This window comes from Comamonas thiooxydans (assembly GCF_000964545.1).
Taxonomy (GTDB): domain Bacteria; phylum Pseudomonadota; class Gammaproteobacteria; order Burkholderiales; family Burkholderiaceae_C; genus Comamonas; species Comamonas thiooxydans.
In genome coordinates this window covers 254914-275281 of record NZ_BBVD01000003.1, presented here as the reverse complement: position 1 = coordinate 275281, position 20368 = coordinate 254914, and the positions used below count along the sequence as shown (strand labels likewise).

Annotated in this window: 22 protein-coding genes; 13 read left to right on the top strand and 9 right to left on the bottom strand. The window is 58.7% G+C overall.

Going from position 1 to position 20368, the window contains the following annotated elements:
* Positions 1-14 precede the first annotated feature (14 nt).
* Positions 15-398 carry a DUF6713 family protein gene (locus tag Cth01_RS05030; protein WP_045838652.1) on the top strand — a complete coding sequence of 128 codons (384 nt, stop codon included), beginning with the start codon at positions 15-17 and terminating at the stop codon, positions 396-398.
* A 435-nt stretch (positions 399-833) separates the two neighbouring features.
* On the opposite strand, the gene Cth01_RS23935 is transcribed toward Cth01_RS05030, so the two are convergent.
* Positions 834-1007 carry a hypothetical protein gene (locus tag Cth01_RS23935; protein ID WP_169749760.1) on the bottom strand — a complete coding sequence of 58 codons (174 nt, stop codon included), beginning with the start codon at positions 1005-1007 and terminating at the stop codon, positions 834-836.
* Between the two features lie 280 nt (positions 1008-1287).
* Here Cth01_RS23935 and Cth01_RS05020 point away from each other — a divergent pair, with 280 nt between their 5' ends.
* Entirely contained in the window at positions 1288-2520 is a 1233-nt protein-coding gene (locus Cth01_RS05020; RefSeq protein ID WP_034404913.1) for a DUF4382 domain-containing protein, read from the top strand.
* A 270-nt stretch (positions 2521-2790) separates the two neighbouring features.
* Here the strand turns inward: Cth01_RS05020 and Cth01_RS05015 are convergent, their stop codons facing one another.
* A complete protein-coding gene (locus Cth01_RS05015; RefSeq protein WP_072248220.1) occupies positions 2791-3096 on the bottom strand; it encodes a heavy-metal-associated domain-containing protein in 306 nt (101 codons plus the stop codon).
* Positions 3097-3281: 185 nt separating this feature from the next.
* On the bottom strand, positions 3282-3743 hold the full coding sequence (locus Cth01_RS05010; protein WP_034378205.1) for a cupin domain-containing protein: 462 nt from the start codon (positions 3741-3743) through the stop codon (positions 3282-3284).
* An 844-nt stretch (positions 3744-4587) separates the two neighbouring features.
* Here Cth01_RS05010 and Cth01_RS05005 point away from each other — a divergent pair.
* From Cth01_RS05005 to Cth01_RS04990, 4 genes are all read left to right on the top strand, one after another.
* The gene (locus Cth01_RS05005; protein WP_003071090.1) at positions 4588-4905 is read left to right on the top strand and encodes a winged helix-turn-helix domain-containing protein; all 318 of its coding nucleotides are present in this window, start codon (positions 4588-4590) and stop codon (positions 4903-4905) included.
* Between the two features lie 54 nt (positions 4906-4959).
* Positions 4960-5172, top strand: coding sequence for a hypothetical protein (locus tag Cth01_RS05000; RefSeq protein WP_034357745.1), 213 nt, complete (start codon positions 4960-4962; stop codon positions 5170-5172).
* Positions 5173-5284: 112 nt separating this feature from the next.
* Positions 5285-5569 carry a hypothetical protein gene (locus tag Cth01_RS04995; protein WP_012839761.1) on the top strand — a complete coding sequence of 95 codons (285 nt, stop codon included), beginning with the start codon at positions 5285-5287 and terminating at the stop codon, positions 5567-5569.
* Positions 5570-5764: 195 nt separating this feature from the next.
* A complete protein-coding gene (locus tag Cth01_RS04990) occupies positions 5765-6478 on the top strand; it encodes a nitroreductase family protein (protein WP_233425107.1) in 714 nt (237 codons plus the stop codon).
* A 699-nt stretch (positions 6479-7177) separates the two neighbouring features.
* Here Cth01_RS04990 and Cth01_RS04985 read toward each other — a convergent pair.
* The 5 genes from Cth01_RS04985 to Cth01_RS04965 all read right to left on the bottom strand — a co-directional run bounded on the left by Cth01_RS04985 (position 7178) and on the right by Cth01_RS04965 (position 12070).
* A complete protein-coding gene (locus Cth01_RS04985) occupies positions 7178-7771 on the bottom strand; it encodes an HD domain-containing protein (RefSeq protein ID WP_045838651.1) in 594 nt (197 codons plus the stop codon).
* A 204-nt stretch (positions 7772-7975) separates the two neighbouring features.
* On the bottom strand, positions 7976-8974 hold the full coding sequence (locus Cth01_RS04980) for a catalase family peroxidase (RefSeq protein WP_233425106.1): 999 nt from the start codon (positions 8972-8974) through the stop codon (positions 7976-7978).
* Between the two features lie 34 nt (positions 8975-9008).
* Positions 9009-9398: a COG4315 family predicted lipoprotein gene (locus Cth01_RS04975; protein WP_045838649.1), complete on the bottom strand. Its 390-nt coding sequence runs from the start codon at positions 9396-9398 to the stop codon at positions 9009-9011.
* Between the two features lie 1274 nt (positions 9399-10672).
* On the bottom strand, positions 10673-11476 hold the full coding sequence (locus tag Cth01_RS04970) for an anti-sigma factor (protein ID WP_034404901.1): 804 nt from the start codon (positions 11474-11476) through the stop codon (positions 10673-10675).
* An 18-nt stretch (positions 11477-11494) separates the two neighbouring features.
* Positions 11495-12070 carry an RNA polymerase sigma factor gene (locus tag Cth01_RS04965; RefSeq protein WP_034404898.1) on the bottom strand — a complete coding sequence of 192 codons (576 nt, stop codon included), beginning with the start codon at positions 12068-12070 and terminating at the stop codon, positions 11495-11497.
* 238 nt (positions 12071-12308) lie between these two features.
* Here Cth01_RS04965 and Cth01_RS04960 point away from each other — a divergent pair, with 238 nt between their 5' ends.
* The 7 genes from Cth01_RS04960 to Cth01_RS04930 all read left to right on the top strand — a co-directional run bounded on the left by Cth01_RS04960 (position 12309) and on the right by Cth01_RS04930 (position 19688).
* Positions 12309-12902, top strand: coding sequence for a ferritin-like domain-containing protein (locus Cth01_RS04960; protein WP_034378194.1), 594 nt, complete (start codon positions 12309-12311; stop codon positions 12900-12902).
* A gap of 68 nt (positions 12903-12970) precedes the next feature.
* On the top strand, positions 12971-13525 hold the full coding sequence (locus tag Cth01_RS04955; protein WP_045838647.1) for a DUF3455 domain-containing protein: 555 nt from the start codon (positions 12971-12973) through the stop codon (positions 13523-13525).
* Positions 13526-14239: 714 nt separating this feature from the next.
* Positions 14240-15628, top strand: coding sequence for a sensor domain-containing diguanylate cyclase (locus Cth01_RS04950; RefSeq protein ID WP_034378193.1), 1389 nt, complete (start codon positions 14240-14242; stop codon positions 15626-15628).
* A gap of 46 nt (positions 15629-15674) precedes the next feature.
* Positions 15675-16613, top strand: a complete 939-nt coding sequence (locus tag Cth01_RS04945) for an NUDIX hydrolase (RefSeq protein ID WP_034396481.1) — start codon at positions 15675-15677, stop codon at positions 16611-16613.
* 150 nt (positions 16614-16763) lie between these two features.
* Entirely contained in the window at positions 16764-17633 is an 870-nt protein-coding gene (gene nadC / locus Cth01_RS04940; RefSeq protein ID WP_034378190.1) for a carboxylating nicotinate-nucleotide diphosphorylase, read from the top strand.
* A 103-nt stretch (positions 17634-17736) separates the two neighbouring features.
* The gene (locus Cth01_RS04935; protein ID WP_139032052.1) at positions 17737-18735 is read left to right on the top strand and encodes a tripartite tricarboxylate transporter substrate binding protein; all 999 of its coding nucleotides are present in this window, start codon (positions 17737-17739) and stop codon (positions 18733-18735) included.
* 260 nt (positions 18736-18995) lie between these two features.
* Positions 18996-19688 carry a PA4824 family protein gene (locus Cth01_RS04930; protein ID WP_045838645.1) on the top strand — a complete coding sequence of 231 codons (693 nt, stop codon included), beginning with the start codon at positions 18996-18998 and terminating at the stop codon, positions 19686-19688.
* Between the two features lie 7 nt (positions 19689-19695).
* On the opposite strand, the gene Cth01_RS04925 is transcribed toward Cth01_RS04930, so the two are convergent.
* Entirely contained in the window at positions 19696-20217 is a 522-nt protein-coding gene (locus Cth01_RS04925) for a YqaA family protein (RefSeq protein ID WP_045838644.1), read from the bottom strand.
* Between the last annotated feature and the right edge of the window lie 151 nt (positions 20218-20368).

Below are 20368 nucleotides of genomic sequence, written 5' to 3'. Positions count from 1 at the left end.
CAGAAGCACTGTCAATGCCCATGCATGACCGCCTTCGCCTTCTTTTTCTGGCAAATGCCACCATCCTGATCACGCATCAAATTGACGCAGCCTACTGGCATGAATGGGAGCTGTTCCTCATTCCTGGCGGCAATCAAATCAACCTGCTCCTCAATATTCCAATCATTGGATTGGTCATGTACTCGCACAGCCGGGTTGTCGCCAACCTGAAAACCGGCTTGCCTTACTACAAGCTCTTGGCCTGTCTCGGCCTTTTAACCGTAGGCATTCACGCGTTTTTCTTCTTCCAAGGCAGCGAGTCGTTCATTCAGCCCATGTCGATTGCGTTGATGCTGGCAACATTCATTCTGTCGATATGGCAACTGGTGGCTCTGCGTCGTCTAGAAAATTTGCCTTAGTTGGTGACCGCCTGGTCCCGGTCTGTGCCGGCAGTCAGCCTGTGTCGACGGTGGCTCCATGGTGGGCCAATGACAGTCAATCAGATGGATTCATGCCTGCAAGTGCTTATGGGCTGAGCACAGCGAGGTTCAGTGCTAGCAGTTGCCTTTCTTGGCTTGCCCAGGTGGGCACCCATGAGGGTGGGGTTTTCTGTATCCGTCGTCGTAGTAGCCGTTCGGATACACGACACAGCCGCTGAGCAGCAAAGCTGTGGCGACCAGCGCTAGCACTTTTTTCATAGAAATCCTTTCGATCTGACGCATGTCACCGTGAGCTGCAGCGAGGCCCTGAGAATGATCGGGAGGATCTCGGTGACGTCACTATTTCTTTTGCCCAGGGCCTGGAACTGGCGGTCGCGATTAATGCCGGCAACAGCGTCGTTCGGCCTCAAAGGGCTAGTCGTTCTGTCCCAGGACGATCAGGACTGCACCGCTGAGGAGCAGCAGGACTGCCAAAGCTATCCAAAGCTCAAGGTTCGCGATGCTGCCCTGGGCATCCAGAGCAAATCCTGCCGCACAAGAAAGTGCCGCACTGATCACTAGCAGTGTTCCCAATTTGCTGCGCAGCATGGCTTTTGTCTGTACTTCTCTATCAATGATTGCTCGATGGCAGCAATACAGGCTTGGTATCCGAGCCTTCATGGACCCCATACCTGGATCACCTCAGCCATGTCCTATTTTCGGCGATGGCTGTGGCATATGGAGGCAGGTTTCAATGGCATTGTTACCGAAGGTAGAGCATGATTGGATCTGCTCAGAGATTGGCTCGAATGCGGGGTCTACGAGTCGTAACACTGTATCCAAGGGTACTCCTAGCATTGCGCTGTCTTTATTTTCAAAAAGGTAAGGTATGAGCAACTTGCATGGATTCCGATCTGCCAAGGCCTTGTGCTGGACGGGTTTGGGTTTGATTGCTGCCGGCCTGGCAGCATGTGGCGGCGGTGGTGGTGGCGATAGCACCCCACAGCAAGGCACGCTCAAGCTGGCCATGACCGACGCTCCGGCGTGTGGCTATGACCATGTCTATGTCACTGTCACCAAAATCCGCGTGCATCAGAGCGCCACGGCAGGTACCACCGATTCTGGCTGGAGCGAGTTGACGATTCCTGCCCAGCGCATTGACCTGCTCGGTTTGACCAATGGTGTACTGCAAGAGTTGGGCTCGCTTCCGCTACCAGCCGGCAACTACCAGCAGGTCCGCTTGGTGCTGGCTGACAATCCTTCCAACCCAACATCTGCCAATCCGCTGGCCAATGCACTGGTGCTGTCGGGTTCGACCAACGAGATCGCGCTGACCACTCCCAGCGGCCAACAAAGCGGCTTCAAGCTGAAGGCCAACTTCAATGTCACCGGCGGCCAGGTCGCCGATATGGTTCTGGACTTCGATGCCTGCAAGTCCATTGTCAAGGCAGGTAACTCCGGCAACTACAACCTCAAACCCGTGGTGGCCGTCATCAAGCGGTTGACTACAGCAATTGTGGGCTATGTGGATCCCGCTCTGGCCTCCAGCGTCGTGGTGTCCACACGTGACCCGGACAACAACCTGCGCGCCACCGTGCCCAACGCCACCACAGGCAAGTTCGTACTGGCCTACCTGCCGGAGAACACCAACTACACCGTCGTCGTTGCAGGCCAGAACCTGACCACCGCCGCAGTGACTGGCGTTCCTGTCTCTATCGCTGCAGGCACTACCACGCTCAACGCATCGACGGCCCCCATTCCGCTGCCTGCATCTGCTTCGGCGACTGTTGCGGGCAAGGTGACAAACACATCCAATACGCCTTTGACAGATGCTGATGTGAATGCCCAGCAAGTGCTGAGTGCAGGTCAGAGGCTTGATGTCGCATGGACTTTGGTTGATCCCGCCAATGCAAACTACAACCTGAATCTGCCATTGCTGGCGCCCAACAAGGCGCCTTACGTCGCAAGCGGACCTTTGGTTTTCACTGCAGACACCGCTGCCGCTGGCAAGTACAACATCTTGGGTAGCACTGCCGGCTACACCACTCAGACCACTGCGCCAGCAGTGACGCTGACAACCGCCAACAGTGTGACCACCAAGGATCTGGTTCTGGCGCCTTGAGGAAAAACTGGGCAATGGGTCGGAATGCTGCTCGTGGCATTCCGTATCCATGCCCAGATCGTGCTGTCGCCTGCTTCCTAAAATGAAAGCCTGGCTTTCAGGCCGCTTTCATTGCATCCATCGGAGATCACCGGGGTTGCAATCGCAGTGTGAAGCGCCGGGAGTTCCAGCAAATGACGAGCACGCTGGATGCACCAGCACTTCAGGAGGGTGAACCGATCGCTCTGGCGAGATCCCTGGCTCAATCGGTCTCCTCGTTACCCGAGCCGCTCATGAGGGTGCATCATCGCCACCGCAGCATGAAACACCGGGATGTGGCGCCCGACATTTGCATCGAGCAGTATCTGGGCCTGCATTGCCTGCCAGGGCGGGGGGCGGTTCAATCAGCTCAGGCGTATAACCCGCATCCTGGATGGCCTCTGCAAACTCGGCGTCAGATGCGGTTCCCGAGATAAGCACGGTTCGCTCCTTGAGCTCAAACTCGATGCAGGCCTTGTCATCCATGGCCACAATTGATCGTTTGATGCGCCCCGCGCAGCCACCGCATGTCATGTCGGTCACACGAAAAGCAGTCATTGCATGCTCCTTTCAAGGTTGTGAGTCAAGTCTCAACCCTGACATCATGAGAATGTCAAATGCCTTGTATCTACGATGCTGACCGGGGGCGATGGCATCTGCCAACCTGTTCCTGATGCGCTTGCCCTGTGCGAGGGGGCACGCCAGCGGCTCCGCCGAGAGCACGCTGGGTGTGCAACCTGGATTTACTTGTGCGCCTTCTGCGGATCATCTGCCGGGTCGACGTAGTTCAGGTCGAATGGGCCTTCCCCGTGGATCTGGATCACTGTTGGAACCTTGAACATGGCGAAGTGATTGGCCTTGGCCGGAATCGAACCGAAGCTGCCGGCTTTTTGGACTTTGAGTGCCTTCGAGTCCCACTTGTCGCCCATCCCGATCATGACCGTGCCCGAAATGACGGTCACGTTCTCGGCTTGACTGTGCCAATGCGGCAAGACGCGATAGCCGGCGGGCACGGACAGACGCACCACATAGGGGCCGGGTTGATTGGGATCACCTAGGAGTACCGCGAACTTGGCTCCTTTGGCGAGAACCGGAGGCGGTGCTCCCCACTCGACACCTTCGGTGCCGTGGATGGCCCAGGATGCCATAGGAATCACTGCCAGCGCGACGAGGCTGGCCGAACGAGCGAACGAGAAATGAGACATCAGAGTCTCCTTGCGCGCGACCCTTACACACCGCCGCTGACATCGCACGCGTCATCAGGGACGAGCCTCCTGAATTGGGCTGTGATGATCCACCATGCGCACTTCACAGATGTTGACAGGAGGTATCAAAGCCTATTGCAGGCAGATTGGGTTTACAAGCCATGCCAATGCTAAAGCTAATGTCTGTGTGCGCAGCTCATGGTAGCTGCCGGTTCTCGACAACCTGGAGCCAAAAGGCGCCAGGGAGGCACGTTTGCCAAGCTCGAGGTTGCAGAGCCTGCAATTTGCTCCAGTATGCGGCGTCACAGGCTCCGATATGGAGTGAAGCGCTGGAATCAGCAGATCGCAGAGTCGATTGGCAACAAGGGCTGGTTTTGCGGCTGTCGCATATCGACACAATGCAGTCCTGTGCCAGGAGACGGCTTTGCCGCGATTGGAGCTGCTCATGGTCACGTCGCGGCCTGTCGGCCATCATTTCACAGCGCTCAGCTGAGCCACGGCTCCGGGGGCTGCGCAGTCACGAGCGAGCAAATGATTCACGGCAAAGTCCGCGGTCAGGGCTCACGCAAAAGAGCTGAAGGCCTATTGCCGCGCATTCAGCCTCGATGTTCAGCGGTTCTGGCACTCCGACCATATGAACCGAGCCTGTTGACTACGCTGATGCTTCGGACTTGAGGCTTCAGCCATCGTCATAATCCGTGCTGTGCCGAAATAGTTCCGCCCAGGGCGACGTGGTTACGCTGAGCCTTCAGTAACTTCACATCTTGCGTTTTCAAACCACATGTCCAATACACCTTCACGCTCCAATCTCGCTTCACCACAAGTGAAGCTGCGCATGCGTGTTATGGCCGGTGACATCATTGCCATCGGCCCTGGGAAAATCGAACTCCTGGAGACCATTAACGAAACCAAATCCATTGCTGCGGCAGCCAAATCCCTGGGCATGTCCTACCGCCGGGCCTGGTTGCTGGTCGATGGCATCAATCATGCGCTGAATAAGCCGGCGGTGATCACATCGACGGGCGGCTCTCATGGAGGTGGTACGGAGCTCACTGAAACGGGGCATCTGGTGATTGCTCTGTATAGGCGTATCGAGCAACATGCTCTTCGGGCATGTCAAGCCGATCTGGACAAGCTGGTCGCCTTGGTCCATAGCAGCTAGGTAGGCTGACGGCACAGGCACTTGCACGCAGTGGCGTAGTGCAAAGAATCTCTCATGGCATTGAGCTTCGTGCTGCGGCTCAAGTACGAGTTTCATCGCTTAACGCTCATCGCCTCCCCGTCACCACGAGGGCAGGGCGCTGAAGGCATCGCATCAATTCCGTCAGAAACGCTGGCCTGCTTCTCGCAAACCATGAGCAAGCAGTGCTGCCCAATTCTCACCCACCATATTCAGTGGGTGGCTCATCTCTTCGTAATATATACTTAAATATAACGAAGGCTGGCATGGCAGACTTCGTCTAGTTGGCGCGCAGCGGCTCCTCCTGCTTCCATCTGCCACTGTCTCCCGAACTCTTGTGCTTATGTGAATTGAGACCTATATGGGAAGCGAAAAGCTCAACGTTGAAGAGCGGCTGCAAGTGCTGGAAATACTGTTGGAGGAGTCAATCTGGGGGCTCCATCTCGAGCGGCCAGAGCACCGCAAGGCCATCGCGTCTGCTCTGTATACCCGCCTTGAAGTGGCCAACCTGCACCAGGCGTACTCACCGGGCGTGACTGCTGCTTTGTATGAACAGGCGGATGCGCTGTCCGAATTGGACAACACGCCTGATCCGCTCAAACCCATGCTGCGTCCCTTGGTTCGATATTCAGGGGCTGCAGACTGAACGTCCCATCTTCCCCTCAAAGATTTGCGCAAGCAGGCGCGGCTTTGCAAGGACAGACATCGATTCAAGAAGGTGTGCGCTCTATGTGCAAAGACATGACGAACACGGCTCGCCCAGATCACCGCTCATAAGCTGGTTCGAATAATCAATGCCTTGTTCGTACTTCGCGACGATCATGTTTAGTAGAGGGCTTTAGTGAAGCAAGATCACATTTCCTACCTGTTGGCCCTCCATCGGGAGCAGGACTGGGCGGCAGCAGCAATTGCATGTCAAATCTCTCAAGCGCAGCTGAAGAAAGCTGTGGCAGAAGCCGAACGCGAGTACGGCTGTTCCCTGGTGAAAACCGGGACAGTCTTTCGGGGGTTCACGACTGAAGGCGAGAAGGTCGTTGTCTGGGCCCAAGGCTTGTCGGAGGCCATTTCCACCCTCAAGCATGTATTTGCGGTTTCGAACAGCAGAAAGGCGATTGCCCCTCTTCTGGATCGACGCTCCGTCTCACCGAAGCGACTTGAGGCTCCGGGAGCGGACAGCCAGGAGATCGACCTGATGATCGAGGCGGCGTTGAGCGCACCAGATCATGGTGGTCTACATCCTTGGCGTGTGCTGGTGTTTCCCGCGGATTCTCGAGCGCGGCTGGCAGATTTATTCGAACAGGAGAAATTGCGCCGCGACCCTCTAGCCTCCACTGAGGACCTCAGGCGTGCGCGTGAGCACGCCACACGCAGCCCGACTTTGCTCGCTTTCATCATGTCGCCCAAGCTGCGCATGCGGGTGCCGGAGCGTGAACAATGGCTGGCAGCCGGCTCAGCACTGGGCAACCTGCTGAATGCCGCGCATCAACTCGGCTTGCCATCATGCTCAGCGGAGAGCGCTGCTTCGACGTTTTACTTTGTGCTGAACTGGGGATAGAGTCCACCGAGTATCTGGCCGGATTCATCAGCCTTGGCAGCATCACGGCAGCGCCGCCGCAGCGAAAGCCCGCCATGCTCGATACTGTGAGAGCCTTCTGGCATTCCGGTGAGCCGAGTGTTGAGACTCCTGCGAAAAGCCAAGTCTGCCTTGATTCGGCGGCCAGCAATGCAATCTCCGAATCACAGGTTCCCCGCTAAGTTATGCGACATCTTCGCCAGACGCAGGCGGCATGCTTTCTGCAGGCAAGCTGCGAGCGCTGCTCTTGTCTGGCCAAGTTTGAGCAAGGAGATGACCGGCATGCTTGAGCGGGTCACGGGCAGCGAGGCCCGAAGGCTGGCGTCAGGTCTTCACTTCGACGGACGGCTCGAAGCCCCCAAAGATCATGCGTTTGCCAGGTAGGAGTGCTGCTGACGTTTCGATTCGATGGTGCCGCTGCATATCTGTCCAGAGGCTGAGGTTTGCGGCCGCAAACTTCTGGCTCAAAGCCGCGGCTGTGCTCGACCGACGTCGCATGAAAAATCAAAGAGTCAGGTTTTGGGGAGCAGTCAAACCATTCCAACTTCTGTGATCGTCGATTCCCGTACGCTGCTGCTCATCCGGGCACGATGCAGCAGCTCGATTGCGACGAGCAAGGGCTGCTTTGCAACACTCACTCTCAGACACGAAATGCCTTGCTGGCAGTCGCTTGACGGTGGCCTAGAGCGACTGGCCAGGATTGCGGGAGGCTTCGGCCATTCTCTGGCGTGTGCCTTCGTCGAGGATTTTGCGCATCAATGAAAACAGAGGTTCGGCGCTGGTGTGCTTCTGACCGTAGGTCAGATTGAACCCGTAGTCGAAGTCGGCCGGGTTGGCTCCCTGGTTGTGCTGAAGAATGGTCTCCAGCTTGTCCAGTGCCTTCACGGCTTTGGCTTCGGGCGATGCGGCATCCTCATACTCCTGCCAAAGCGCAAGGATCTCGGCTTGGTGCGACTTATCGAGCGAGCGTGTGAGATGCAGCAGATCGGCCTTTTCCTGCTCGCTTTTGTCAGGATGCTGGTCTTTCTCGATGGCAGGAATGTCTCCGTGAATCGCTTCGCCCAAATCATGCACAAGGCACATTTTCAGCAGCTTGAGCATGTCCATGCCGGCCAGTTCGTCCTCGAATGTCATCGCCATCAGGCACAGATGCCAAGTATGTTCGGCGGTGCTCTCCGTCCTGCCTGTCGATGTGTGCGCGCTTCGGAGCACGCTCTTGAGCTTTTCCGCTTCTTGCAGAAAGGCCAGACGGCCCTTGATCTTGTCGATATCCATGCCCGATTCTATAAAGACCCATATGTTCTCGGTCGTCGCATGCTGAAAAGCCAGGGAGGCAAGGAGACGAGCATTCGCCCTATGCACTCTGCCGGATGTACGCAGCGCAGAGCACACAGGCTGGTTCGGCCGCGAACTGCAAGGTCTGCCGGCCGCAGTCTCGGATGCCCGGATGTCTTGATCCGTCCGAGGTGATCCTGGAATTCATTGACCGCTCAAGCGCTTGCCAAATGACACAGCATAGGCCTGGGAGCGAAAGCGGAGCACGGGATCATTGGTCGGCGCAATGCCGTCGGCCATGACCATCGGGTCAAAGTTGATCGACTCGCACATGGATGCTTTTTGGGACGAAGCACTGGTGATCGTCAATGTACCGGCCTTGAACTCGGGCCGCTGTGCGGGCCAGGGCTGCGTAGGGTCGTCCTGTGGATCGCCAGGCTGCCCTATAGTCACCAGCATGTCCCAGCGAGCCGGCTTTTGCGCCGTGCTGTCGATCAAGGCTTTCTCCAGGAAGTCGGCATCTGCCGTCTTCAATGCTTCGTTGCTCAGAGACTTCTCACCCTCCTGCGGCACGAAGCGCCAGCGCACCGGCGTCACCTTGTCTTGTGCGTTGATGAACTTGAAGGTGTGAATTCCAAAGAATGCGCTGTGGGTGTAGCTATCCGGCGGGTTGTGGCTGGCCAAATATTGCGCCTGGGCATGATTGTCGGGATGGGAAGCCTTGAATGCGCTGAGCGTTTCCGGATCTGGCTTGCCGGTGGCGGGATCCGGGCGCTGGGCCAAAGTCAGATCCAGGAAAGTCCTGGGGCTGGATGCACCGAACATGGGGGTGTTCAACATGGACATCTGCTGCAACTGCCCCTGCGGTAGCTTGAATTGCAGCGCCATGCCACGTGCGCTCCTGGCGGCATCAGGGGCCTTGGGATTGCCGCCTGCCAGAGAGAAGCGGGCGATTACCGGAACGACTTTGCCTGTGAACAAGATGGAGCGCGAGTAGCCGGCCGCCTCAGAGGTGCCGACGAATTCGCCGATCGCGCAGCTTCCTTTGATGTGATTGCGGCGCTGTCCCTGGTGCACGCCAAAGGTGCCCTCCAGAGCCTGGACCACCTCGGGTGCCGTCACTTCAGGTTCTGCAGCCTGGAGGAACACCGGGGGCAGCGCCATGATGCAAGCCGCTGCGAGCTTTATTTTTCTGCGGTTCATTGTTTCTTCCTTTCAATGCTCGGACCTTGGACTCTTAGGGTCGGGCTGTGTGCCAGGCGTTGTTGAGAAAGCCATCTCCCGTCTTGTCTCCTGGCTTGGCATCTTTGGACCAGTAGTAGAGCGGACGGCCTTTGTAGGCCCATTGTTTGTCGCCGCTGTCGCGGATCACGACGCTCCAGTCGCCACTAGCAGCGCTGCCTGAGGCCACCATCAACGGAGGCCAGTTCGTGGCGCAGACGCCGTTGCACACGCTTTTTCCGGAACCTGCGGCATCCTTGTCGAAGACATAGAGCGTCATCTGATTGGGGCCAGCGAGCACACCATTGATGGCGGAGGCTGGCATCTGTGCCTGGGTCCCGGATGTCATGGCACAGGCCGCCAGCAGCACCGAGTTCAGGGCGGCAAGGAAAACGAGGCGGGTCATGGAATCTCCTTTTGGTTGACTTGCTGTAAACAGTTCAACGAAGCGGTTTATTCCAAGCAGAGCTGTAACTACGTGGTTTTCAATCTCTATTGATGTCAACGATGCCGGCCATGCGTAGCTCAGGCCGCGTCACCCAATAGACATGTCTCTGGGGCCGATCTCTGCGGCTCGCGGTTGTCGATGAAAATCAGTGCGCAGCCAGGCCAAGCGGCTTATGGAAGAGCTGCATCGCCCCAAAAGCGATACATGTCTGCACCACGGTTGTCGGGTAGTCATTGATTGCGAAGCAGATGGCAATCTGAACAATCCGCCTTTACCCGCTCAAGCCTGAAGCGCTCGCCTAACCAGGCGTTTCTGATGCCGTCGTCTAAGCGAGCCCAGTTGCTGGAAGCAGAGTGGCCGGCCAGTCAGCCTTCGCAGGCTTGGAAGCTGCAGCTTTGTTCAGTTGTGAATCCTCGACAGTCTTGTCGTTCAAGAAGAGGGACTGTGAACCCTCGAGAAACAGGCTGAAAGCCTATGGTCTTGGCTGTGCTGCAACTGCCCTGAAGCATGGAGAATCCTCCAGGGACCACATGGGCAAGGACAAGATGAGCAAGGACGCCATGGATAAGGAAGGAATGTCGAAAGGCGCCATGGGCAAATAGCAAGCAAGGCAGCGGCAATAGCCATCTCGACGTCTTGTCGCTCCCGACGCCCCACCATGCTCGATTTTTGTAGATTGAGCTGCAGGTGCTGCGTCCGCTGCTGACACAGCATCAAGCTCATTTTGTTCCTGCAATCACAACGCGCGGGCCACCCGGTCCGGGCCACCCTGGCCGGGCCGCCCTGGCAGGGCTGGGCTGTCACGACGCGGCCGGAAGACGAGCCGTGCTGTCCTGAAAGATAGCCAGCTCGTTCATGCGCTGGAGGGCTGGAGTCCGAAGTTCGAGGGCCGGCATCTGTACTAGCCGTAGCAGGTGCCAATCATCACCAGCATTCTTACTGGTGATTCAGGCGATCAGGGCTGTAGCCGCACATCCATCCAGGCGGCCACGTCAGCATGACCTGACCATGGTCATACAGCGATGTCGCAACTTGCGTTGCGCCTCCGGGAGACCTGAATGATGGCTGCGCGTTTGCCAAGCAATTAAAAGCGCTCACTCGGGAGAGCCCGCTGATACACCGTTTTTGCAGCAGAAAGCAGCGACAGGACTTGCCACTTATGGCAGCTGTTGAACCTCAATGGTTCTGGATAAATCGGGCACAGTTCGCTGCAGTGTCAATGGAGACGCGAATCAGAGATCTCGGCGAATGAGTGCGCCCTTGAAAAGAACCGGGCCAGTCGGCCCCGTTGAGCTGGGGACGCCGCCTTTCGGCTCCAGGCTGATGGCCAGGGCCGGGATTGCGTTCACATCGCTCTCCTGAGCAGTGAGCTGCTCAAGCTTTCCCTCACCCATGACGCCCAAAGAACGCGGAGCGCCTTGCTGGGGCAAGGCCCACAGTTGCAAAGACTGGTTGTCCGCTTCTTTAAAGCCGCTCACACGCTGCAACACCAATTGCCTATGTCGAGGATCGAACGTCACCAGCATGGATGCATCGGCCTTGCCGTCGGCCAGCACCGCCACATACTGAATCTGGGGCGCAGCCTGCAATGCGGCCTGTGTCATCTGGAGCTGAGCTTGCAGCGCAGACAGTTGTTGCTGTGAGGCGTCTTCGAGCCCCCGCTGAAACCAAAGTCCCACCGAGACAGCCGCCACAGTGGCCAATCCGCCTGCCAGGGCCAGCCCACGCCACCAAGCGAGTGATGGCACTGGCGGCTTCGATACAGCAGCTTCATGTTGGCGAGCCAGTCTGATGCTGGCATTTTCGGCTTGCAGCAAATTGACTATGCGTGTCCAGACCACTGCATCGGGCTGTATTGGAGTCTGAACCTCGGAGAAGGCCGACCAGCGACCTTGCCACAGCAATGCTGCCGCCCGTACCTGCGGATATTCACGTGCCAGTTGCTCAAAGCGTCGGCGTGCCCCCCCGTGCAAGGTTCCCAATGAATAGGAGGCAGCCAGGCGGTCGAGCAATTCGGGGTTTCGAGTCAGATTCATGATGTGGACTCCTGACGCTCAGACATGGCGGGCCATGCATTTGCGCAGTTGCTCCAGGCTGCGGCGCATCCATGTCTTGACGGTGCCCAGCGGCAGCTTCAGGCTGCTGGCCAGCTCGCTATGACTTAAATCCCTCAGATAGGCCAAGCTCACCACTTGGCGCTGGGGCTGCGCCAGTTGCTGCAGGCACTGATGCAATGCCGCGGCCTGTTCGCTAGCCTCGATCAGCTGCATGGGCGCTTGCGCATCCTGGTCCTGCAACAGATCTTCCACGCTCTCGATCGAGACATTGAGATGCAGGCGCTCGGCCCTGCGCCGGCGCAAAAAGTCCAAAGCCCGGCTGCGCACCAGCATGCCCATCCAGGCCAGAGGCGGGCTGAGCGAGTCTCGGTAGGTCTCCGCACTGCGCCAGATGCCCAGAAAGCTCTCTTGCAATACATCCTCGGCCCACTCTTTGTTGGCGACGATGCGCAGAGCCAGCCCATACAGCCGCGAGGCGGTCAGGTCGTACAGCAGCTTGAGAGCACGCTCATCCCGGGTTGCGACGCGGTCGAGTAAGTCCATCAATTCGTTGTCCGATGTTTTGGCGCTCATGCAGCCATTGTGAACAGAAGCGCCTCTTTAATGCGGCGCTGTTGGATAACTGCCAAGGCGTATTGCCGACCTTGCCTGTTTACCTATACGCAGCATCTCGGCTGCCGGATGTGGGCAACGCATGAATTGGCTCAAAAATATTTTCAAAAACTTGAATCCACCGATCCACAGCCTGCGTATTCCAAGGGTCGGACATCGAAATTGCTCGACACAGCCCCACAGCCAACTAGGAGTCATCATGAAGATCAATCTGTTTGAAGGCCATCCCTCACTCATGGCATCGCGACGCGGATTTCTGGGTACTACCGGCACTTTGTCAGCGGTGGCCGTCGCCATGCTGGCAGGCAGCGAAGCTCTGGCTCAAGGCATGGGCAATGACCCAGCCAAGGATGTATCCATCCTCAATGTGGCCCTGGGGCTGGAACATGAGGCTATCAATGCATACCAGCTGGGAGCCGGTAGCGGTCTGCTGCAAAAGCCCGTGCTGGATGTCGCCCTGCTGTTCCAAAGCCATCACAAGGCCCACCGTGATGCCTTGATTGCAACCATTCAGAAAATGGGTGGCAAACCGGTAGCCGAGGCCCCGATGCAGACTTATGCCGAATCGCTGAAGGCTGCAACCCTGAAAAGCCAGGCTGATGTACTGGCTCTCGCCGCAAGACTGGAGCTTGGGGCGACCAACGCCTACCTGGGCGTCATTCCCGCCTTTGAGAGCCGCGATCTGGCCAAGGTCGCGGGACGCCTGGCGGCTGATGAAACCATGCATTACACAGCACTGAGCTCGGCTCTGGGTCGTCCGCTGCCTGGCAACGCCTTGACGTTTGGCGGCTGACAAGCCGCAGCCCCGAGTACCGGGCAAGTCTGCCCAGTGCATTTCTCACCTTGTTTGAGGGAATTATCATGACGCACCGACACACACTTTCGCTGACTGCTCTGTGCCTATCCGCGCTTGGCCTGAGCGCTTGCTCATCCATGGGCTCGCACTCCATGTATTCACAAGCCGAACTTCCGGCTTCCGTGCAAGTGCCCGCGGGACACAAAGTGGTCATGGAGACCGTGGGTATCGGCCAGATCACCTATGAGTGCCGAGCCAAAAAGGACATGGCAACCGAGCACGAATGGGTGTTTGTAGGCCCCGATGCCAAGCTGCAAACGCGAAGCGGTATGGTCATCGGCAAATACTGGGGGCCGCCAGCGACTTGGGAGAATAACGACGGCTCCAAGGTCACTGCCACGCAGCTTGCCGTGGCTCCTGCCGGAGCGGGCAATATCCCTTTGCAACTGGTCAAGGCCAATCCTGCCACCGGCATGGGAGCCATGCAGGGGGTGACCTATATCCAGCGTGTGGCAACCAAGGGGGGCGTCGCGCCGAGCATGGCCTGCGGAGCAGCGAATCTGGGCAGCAAGCAGGTCGTGCCGTATCAGGCCGACTATATTTTCTGGAAAGCAGCCTGACAGAGAGTCCAGTGGCGCGCCTTCCCTGTCAGAGGCCGGGACGTTGCGCCTTTTTTCAGCCTGGTGCACGAGGTGCTTTTGCTTGGATGGGCATCCCCACGCAGGCCAGGTGGCACGAGCGTGCCCATGGATCTCGTGGCTCAATCGCCCTGGGTAACCAGAGCCTCGATTCCGGCACTATGCATGGACTCGCCGGCGGCAATGGCCTGCTAGGCTTGATTTCGGCAATCACGATGCGTGCCCCGGCCCATGCCGGAGCCACTGCGGGACACCAGAACGGTCTTGTCCTTGAAGTCGGCCACCGTGCTTTCTTTCCATTGATGCTTGCTTTTAGGAATCATGGAAATGGCTGCGGCACGCCGCTGAGGCGGCTGCCTTTTCCGGTTTCGCCGCTCGGCGGCTTCGGCAATGCAATACCGGCTGGTAAGGGACAGCCCCGTGTACCCATTGCGGTCGGCCCGAGGCTGACAGTTGCCATCTGATTGCAGTTTGAGCTACTGATGTCCCTGACCATGGGTGATGCGCGGGGGGGCGGGCGCGGGCAGCTCAGCCCGCGGGAAAAGCCCGGAAATTTCCGGTTTATGACCTGGTGGCTGCACCGCTGAGGGCAGCTCGGCGTGGACAAGCTGAGATGCTGTGTTTTTGGTATACGCAAGTGACGCAAAGTAACGAATAATGAGCCTTCACGACTGCAAGCGCGCTCGAGGTTCAAACATGATTCGTGCCAATGCCATCGCAAAGCGAACGATCACCGGCCAGTTGCTGGAGATCGCCATGGCTCAGTCCTTTTGCGCAGTGATGATTACCGATGCCAGATTGGATGGAGAGGGGGCTGTCATCGAGTACTGCAATGCGGCCATGTGCGAGATGACCGGATACACCGAAGCAGAGCTTCTGGGCCGCTCGCCGCGCATGTTGCAGGGGCCGTTGACGGATCAACTGGTGTTGCTGCGTTTGCATGAGTCTCTGGAGCAAGGCCTGCCATTTCAGGGCAGTGTGGTGAACTACCGCAAGGACGGCAGCACCTACCACGTGGAGTGGAATATTTCCCCCGTGCGTGATGAGAAGGGCGTCATTCGGCATTTTGTGGCGGTGCAGCGCGATATTTCGGAGCGTGTGCGGGCCGAGCAGGAGCGCGCGCTGCTCGCCAGGGCATTGAATGCGGCCAATGACGGCATCTTGATCACGGATCGCGACTCCACCATCGTCTTTGTCAACCAGGCTTTTGAAGCTCTCACGGGCTATAGCGCGGCGGAACTGCTGGGCCAACCCACCGAGATGCTGCGCTCGGGCCTGCATGAGCCGGAGTTCTATGCCCAGTTGCAGGAAGCATTGAGTCTTGGCCACAATTTTCGCGCCACCTTCATCAACCGTCACAAAAGCGGCGGCGTGTACTACGCCGAGCAAAGCATTGCAGCTCTGCGCGACGAGTCAGGGCAGATCAGCCACTATGTAGGGGCATCCAAGGACATCAGCCGCATGGTGCAGCGAGAGATGGAGCTGCGCGAGCGCGCAAACCGCGACAAGCTGACGGGCTTGCTCAACCGCCATGCAGGCGAGACCGAGCTCAAGCGCAACCAGCTTCAGGCTCAGAATCAGCTGCGGCCTTATGGCGTGATATTGGGCGATATTGATCTTTTCAAGCAGGTCAACGACCGCTTTGGCCATGTCGCCGGAGATCGCGTGCTCAAGATGGTGGCACATGTGCTTTCCGGCAAGGTTCGTCGCTATGACCATGCCGTGCGCTGGGGCGGGGAGGAGTTCCTGATCGTCCTCTCGGATGCCAGCCTCGGTGTGGCCGCAGGATTGGCAGAGCGCATTCGCTGTGCCGTGGCGGAATGCGCCGATCCCGAGGTGGGGCGTTTCACCATTTCTTTAGGGGTCGGGCTCTGGGAGCCAGGGGAAACCGAGGACGATCTGCTCAAGCGCGCAGATGCGGCGCTCTACAGGGCCAAGCATAGGGGGCGCAATCAGGTGGCCATCGCCACGGGGTCGATGAACATGCCTTTGGTGCAAGCGCCCGAGTTGCTCTCGCAGGGCGATTCCTTGACCTTTTCGGGGAAGAGCCCGGATAAGCCGTGGACAGGGGCTGCCTCACCGTAGAATTTGCTCTTCCTCCCTGTCCTCGTCTTCATAGCTTTTGAGTGGTTTGAACAATTCCGAACTGCATTCCGTGCAGGCCGATCTGGTGGCAGTGCTGGTTGCCGTCACGGGTGGCCAGCCCCGTATCCTGACCACCGGGTCCGGGCAAGCCTTGCCTGCCGGGCCTTTTACCAGCAATCACCGCTCGCTGCAGGCCAGCTTGCGTGCCTGGGTGGAGAAGCAGACCCACCATCCTCTGGGCTTTGTGGAGCAGCTCTACACCTTCGCAGACCGGGAGCGCTCGCAGCAGCTGGGCATGCATGTCATCTCCATCAGCTATCTGGCGCTGACTCAGGAACTGGATGAGGCCGGTGCCGCACAGCCGGGCTGGCAGGACTGGTACCGCTACTTTCCCTGGGAGGACTGGCGCGACGGGATGCCCGGCGTGATTGCCGAGCGCATTGCGCCAGCGCTGCATGTCTGGAGCGAAGCTGCTTCAGATAGTGTAGCTAGAAGCGCACGCTGGCAAAGAGCTTCAATGACTTTTGGCCTGGATGAGCACGAATGGAACGAGGAGCTGGTTCTGCAGCGCTACGAGCTTCTGTTTGAGGCAGGTGTGGTGCCCGAAGCCTGGGGCGAGGGTGATGAGGCACGCGCGGCCGAATTGCTGCCCGGTGCCGCCATGAGTAATGATCACCGCCGCATTCTGGCTACCGGCATGGCCCGTTTGCGCGCCAAGATCAAATATCGGCCCGTGGTGTTTGAACTGATGCCCGAGGAATTCTCGTTGCTGCAGTTGCAACAGACGGTGGAGGCGTTGGCGGGGCGCGGCTTGCACAAGCAGAACTTCCGGCGCCTGATCGAGCAGCAGGCGCTGGTTGAGGAAACAGGCCAGATGACGGCCGTAGGTGCGGGCCGCCCGGCCAAGCTGTTCCGCTTCCGACGCAATGTAATGCTGGAGCGCGCCATTGCTGGCAACAAGCTGCCGCTGGCAAGAAGTCATTAGCCCCTGAACCACTCTTTGGATGGAGTACTGTTTTAACTGCAGGAGCGGCTTGACTTAAATAATGCTCAGATTTAGCATAAGTCCGTTTGCGTAAGGCCTGAAAGCGATCTGGAAGTCTTTGCGTTTTTTATTGAACTAAAAATACTCAAAATGAGCATTAATAAAATTGCAGCCTTGCCCGTCCCATCCCTGCCCGATGTAATGCTGGAGCCGCTGGTACGCATGGCCTTGCTGGAAGATCTGGGACGCGCCGCAGACTTGACCACCGACACCATTGTTCCTGCCGATGCGATGGGCGAGTTGCGTCTGGTGGCCAGGCAGGATGGCATCTTGGCCGGCCTTGATCTGGCACGTCTGGCCTTTGTGCTGATGGATGCTCGCATGGAGTTTGACGTCCGCTGCGCAGACGGCACGCTGCTGCAGCCAGGCATGGAGATCGCTCGCATTCGTGGCAAAAGCCGAGCCATTCTCACGGCCGAGCGTACGGCGCTCAACTACCTTTGCCATCTCAGCGGCGTGGCCAGCGCCACGCATTCGATTGCCGAGGCCATCAAGCCCTTCGGCACCCGAGTGACCTGTACGCGCAAGACCATGCCGGGCCTGCGAGCCTTGCAGAAGTACGCCGTGCGTGTCGGTGGCGGCAGCAACCACCGTTTTGGCCTGGACGACGCCGTACTCATCAAGGACAACCATATTGCACTGGCCGGCGATGTCGCCACGGCTGTGGGGCGTGCTCGTGCCGGCGTGGGACATATGGTCAAGATCGAGCTGGAAGTGGATACGCTGGCCCAGCTGGATGTTGCGCTGCAACTGGGCGTGGATGTAGTGCTGCTGGACAATATGGGCTTGGATGATTTGCGCACTGCGGTCGGTATGTGCAAGGGCCGGGCCATCACCGAAGCCTCGGGGCGTATTACCCCCGAAACTGCAGCTGCCGTGGCCGCCACGGGCGTGGATCAGATTGCCGTGGGCTGGCTCACGCACAGTGCGCGCGTGCTCGATATAGGTCTGGACGCTTGATGGCCTACCTCCTGAGCGGCTTTGCCGCTTCCCTCCATGGGAGAGGGACAGCCTCGCTTCGCAGCGGCGCTTGCTTGCGGCCCCTTGTTTTAGGGGTGCATTGATGAAGGCCATGCTGAAGTGGCGCCGCAGCCGGGCAGTACTGGTTGCTGCAGCGCTGGCGGTGACGGCTGCGGGGGTTTGGCATGCCCGTGCGGGCACGGCGGTAGTCCGTTTTGAAAAGCCCATCACCATTGTTGTGACCTTTCCGCCAGGCGGTGGCACGGACCTGTTGGCGCGCCGTCTGGGCGCGGCCATGCAGCAGCGTTTGGGCCAGTCCGTGGTGGTGGAGAACCGGCCCGGCGCCAGCGGCAATATCGGCGCGAGCGCAGTGGCCGAGGCAGCACCCGACGGCGCCACGCTGCTCATGGCCAACAGCTCGTTTGCCATCAACCCCGGTGTGTATCAGCAGCTGGACTTTGATCCACGCCAGGACTTCAAGGCGGTTTTCAATGCCGGCACTATTGCTTCAGTGCTTGTGGTGCCGGAGCACAGCAGCATTCATAGCCTTGCGGATGCATTGGCGCAGGCATCGGAGGAGCGACCTCTGGCCTTTGCCAGTTGCGGCAATGGCACGCCCCAGCATATGGCGGGTGAGATGCTGGGGCAGGCAGCGCACGTGCGGTTGCAGCATATTCCGTTCAAGGGCTGCGGTCCTGCCATTACCGCAGTGGCTGCCGATCAGGTCTCGCTGGGTGTGGTGACGGCCAGCAGTGCCGTCGCTTTGATGGGCTCGGGGCGGGTGCGTGCCATTGCCGTCACTGCGCCGGAGCGTGTGGCTCAACTGCCCGATGTGCCCACGGTGGCGGAGCAAGGCGTCAAGGCTTTTGCCGTGGAGCAGTGGCATGGAGTGCTGGCGCCGGCAGCCACGCCGGAGCCGATTGTGAAAAAGTTGCACGCAGTGTTGGTGCAGATTCAGGCCGATCCCCAGATGCAGGAGTCTCTGCAGAAGCAGGGCTATACGCTGGTGCAGCAGTCCCCAGCTCAATTCGGGGCACAGATTCTTGCAGACATGGACCGCTATGCCGTGGTGACCCGGAGTCTTGGTCTGAAGGTGGATTGAGCCCGCATGTCTGTCTTAGGGGGCTGCCGGTGGAGCAGACCGCGGAAACGGTCATCGGAATGCGCGCGAATGCTGCGGGCTATTTTTGTTGCTCATCAATCAATAGCTTCATGTACTTGTCGTACAAGGACTAAGTCAGAAAAACACTTGGATTGTCGGGCTGCCCAAGCTGTGTCACAGTGCTGCGCTAATCTTCTGCCAAGCGGTTGATTGCCGCAGAGCCACGCCTCTGAATAAAGCACATAGCAGGGAGGGAACTCATGTTTTTACACAAGCTGCTGCCGGTAGCGGTTGCAACTCTGGCCACGGCGGCCTACGCGGCCCGCCCTATGAATACTGATGATGCGCGCATCGTCGATGCCAAAGCCTGCCAGCTTGAGAGCTGGGTCAAAAGCCCCAAAGGACATACCGAGTTCTGGGCGCAGCCGGCCTGCAATTTCACCGGCAACCTGGAATTGACCATGGGAGGGGCTTTGAGCCGTGAAAGCGGCAGCACGCGTGGCAGCGCACAGATGCTTCAGGGCAAGACACTGTTCAAGACGCTGGAGACCAATGGCTGGGGTTGGGGGCTGGCTGCAGGCATGTCGCGCGACCCGCGTCGCGATGCGGGTGGCGGTCACGATATGTATGCCTATGTGCCCGTCAGCTGGTCGCTGGCTGATGACAAAGTGGTGTTGCACACCAATTTGGGCTGGCTGCGCGAGCAGGGTACGCGCAGCAATCATCTGACCTGGGGCTTGGGCAGCGAGACCCAGTTGCGGGAGCGCACCTGGCTGATTGCCGAGACTTATGGACAGGGCTCGGGCAAGCCTTTGGTGCAGGTGGGCATGCGTTACTGGGTCGTGCCGGACAGGGTGCAGATTGATGCCACATACGGCAACCGCATTGGCGAAGGCAATCAGCGCTGGTTTTCGCTGGGATTGCGTCTGCTGACGCCCTCGTTTCTGCCTTGAGATGGATCTAAACAAAGCGCTGAATGATCTGGTGCAGGCCTGCCGTCATCAAGGTATAGCGCAGGAATTTTCCAACTGCCATATAGGCGACGCAGGGCCAGAAAGGCAGGCGCACCCAGCCGGCGACCGCGCATAGCGGGTCGCCGACGACGGGCAGCCAGCTCAGCAGGCAGGCCTTGGCGCCGTATTTGCGCAGCCAGTAACGGGCGATGCGGTTCCAGCGTGACTTGTGGTGCATGTTCTGGGGCGGCGGCTCTCCATGTCGGCGCAGCTTTTTGGCCTTGTTCCAGGCCTGGTTGGCGGCCAGTCCCATCCACCAGCTGATGGCCCCACCCAGCGTGTTGCCCGCCGTGGCGACCACAATGGCGGGCCAGAACAGATCGGGGTTGGCTGAGACCAGTGCGGCCACCACGGGCTCAGAGCCCAGCGGCAGCAGGGTGGCCGAGACCAGGGCCACGACAAACACGGTGCTAAGGCCCAGCTCCGGCAGGGCCAGCCATTGCAGCAACTGATGTATCCACGCTTCCATAGGGCGGCTAGTTTAGGCGGGTCGCTCAATTCCCTGAACTTTGCATCCTGTCATTTCTCGGTCATCGGCCATAGTTGCAGGCTGTTGATATATGGTTTCTTATCCAAATGCGTACACAGGTGTTATCCGGTAACGCCAGATCAATGGGAGT

Coding starts and splice junctions, on each gene's coding strand:
- Cth01_RS04935 (WP_139032052.1), top strand. CDS start 17,737: ATGAAGGCCATGCTGAAGTGGCGCCGCAGCCGGGCAGTACTGGTTGCT.
- nadC (WP_034378190.1), top strand. CDS start 16,764: ATGAGCATTAATAAAATTGCAGCCTTGCCCGTCCCATCCCTGCCCGAT.
- Cth01_RS23935 (WP_169749760.1), bottom strand. CDS start 1,007: ATGCTGCGCAGCAAATTGGGAACACTGCTAGTGATCAGTGCGGCACTT.
- Cth01_RS04955 (WP_045838647.1), top strand. CDS start 12,971: ATGACGCACCGACACACACTTTCGCTGACTGCTCTGTGCCTATCCGCG.
- Cth01_RS04925 (WP_045838644.1), bottom strand. CDS start 20,217: ATGGAAGCGTGGATACATCAGTTGCTGCAATGGCTGGCCCTGCCGGAG.
- Cth01_RS05000 (WP_034357745.1), top strand. CDS start 4,960: ATGGCATTGAGCTTCGTGCTGCGGCTCAAGTACGAGTTTCATCGCTTA.
- Cth01_RS05015 (WP_072248220.1), bottom strand. CDS start 3,096: ATGACTGCTTTTCGTGTGACCGACATGACATGCGGTGGCTGCGCGGGG.
- Cth01_RS04970 (WP_034404901.1), bottom strand. CDS start 11,476: ATGAATCTGACTCGAAACCCCGAATTGCTCGACCGCCTGGCTGCCTCC.
- Cth01_RS04995 (WP_012839761.1), top strand. CDS start 5,285: ATGGGAAGCGAAAAGCTCAACGTTGAAGAGCGGCTGCAAGTGCTGGAA.
- Cth01_RS04930 (WP_045838645.1), top strand. CDS start 18,996: ATGTTTTTACACAAGCTGCTGCCGGTAGCGGTTGCAACTCTGGCCACG.
- Cth01_RS05010 (WP_034378205.1), bottom strand. CDS start 3,743: ATGTCTCATTTCTCGTTCGCTCGTTCGGCCAGCCTCGTCGCGCTGGCA.
- Cth01_RS05020 (WP_034404913.1), top strand. CDS start 1,288: ATGAGCAACTTGCATGGATTCCGATCTGCCAAGGCCTTGTGCTGGACG.
- Cth01_RS04965 (WP_034404898.1), bottom strand. CDS start 12,070: ATGAGCGCCAAAACATCGGACAACGAATTGATGGACTTACTCGACCGC.
- Cth01_RS05030 (WP_045838652.1), top strand. CDS start 15: ATGCCCATGCATGACCGCCTTCGCCTTCTTTTTCTGGCAAATGCCACC.
- Cth01_RS04960 (WP_034378194.1), top strand. CDS start 12,309: ATGAAGATCAATCTGTTTGAAGGCCATCCCTCACTCATGGCATCGCGA.
- Cth01_RS04980 (WP_233425106.1), bottom strand. CDS start 8,974: ATGAACCGCAGAAAAATAAAGCTCGCAGCGGCTTGCATCATGGCGCTG.
- Cth01_RS04975 (WP_045838649.1), bottom strand. CDS start 9,398: ATGACCCGCCTCGTTTTCCTTGCCGCCCTGAACTCGGTGCTGCTGGCG.
- Cth01_RS04950 (WP_034378193.1), top strand. CDS start 14,240: ATGATTCGTGCCAATGCCATCGCAAAGCGAACGATCACCGGCCAGTTG.
- Cth01_RS05005 (WP_003071090.1), top strand. CDS start 4,588: ATGGCCGGTGACATCATTGCCATCGGCCCTGGGAAAATCGAACTCCTG.
- Cth01_RS04985 (WP_045838651.1), bottom strand. CDS start 7,771: ATGGATATCGACAAGATCAAGGGCCGTCTGGCCTTTCTGCAAGAAGCG.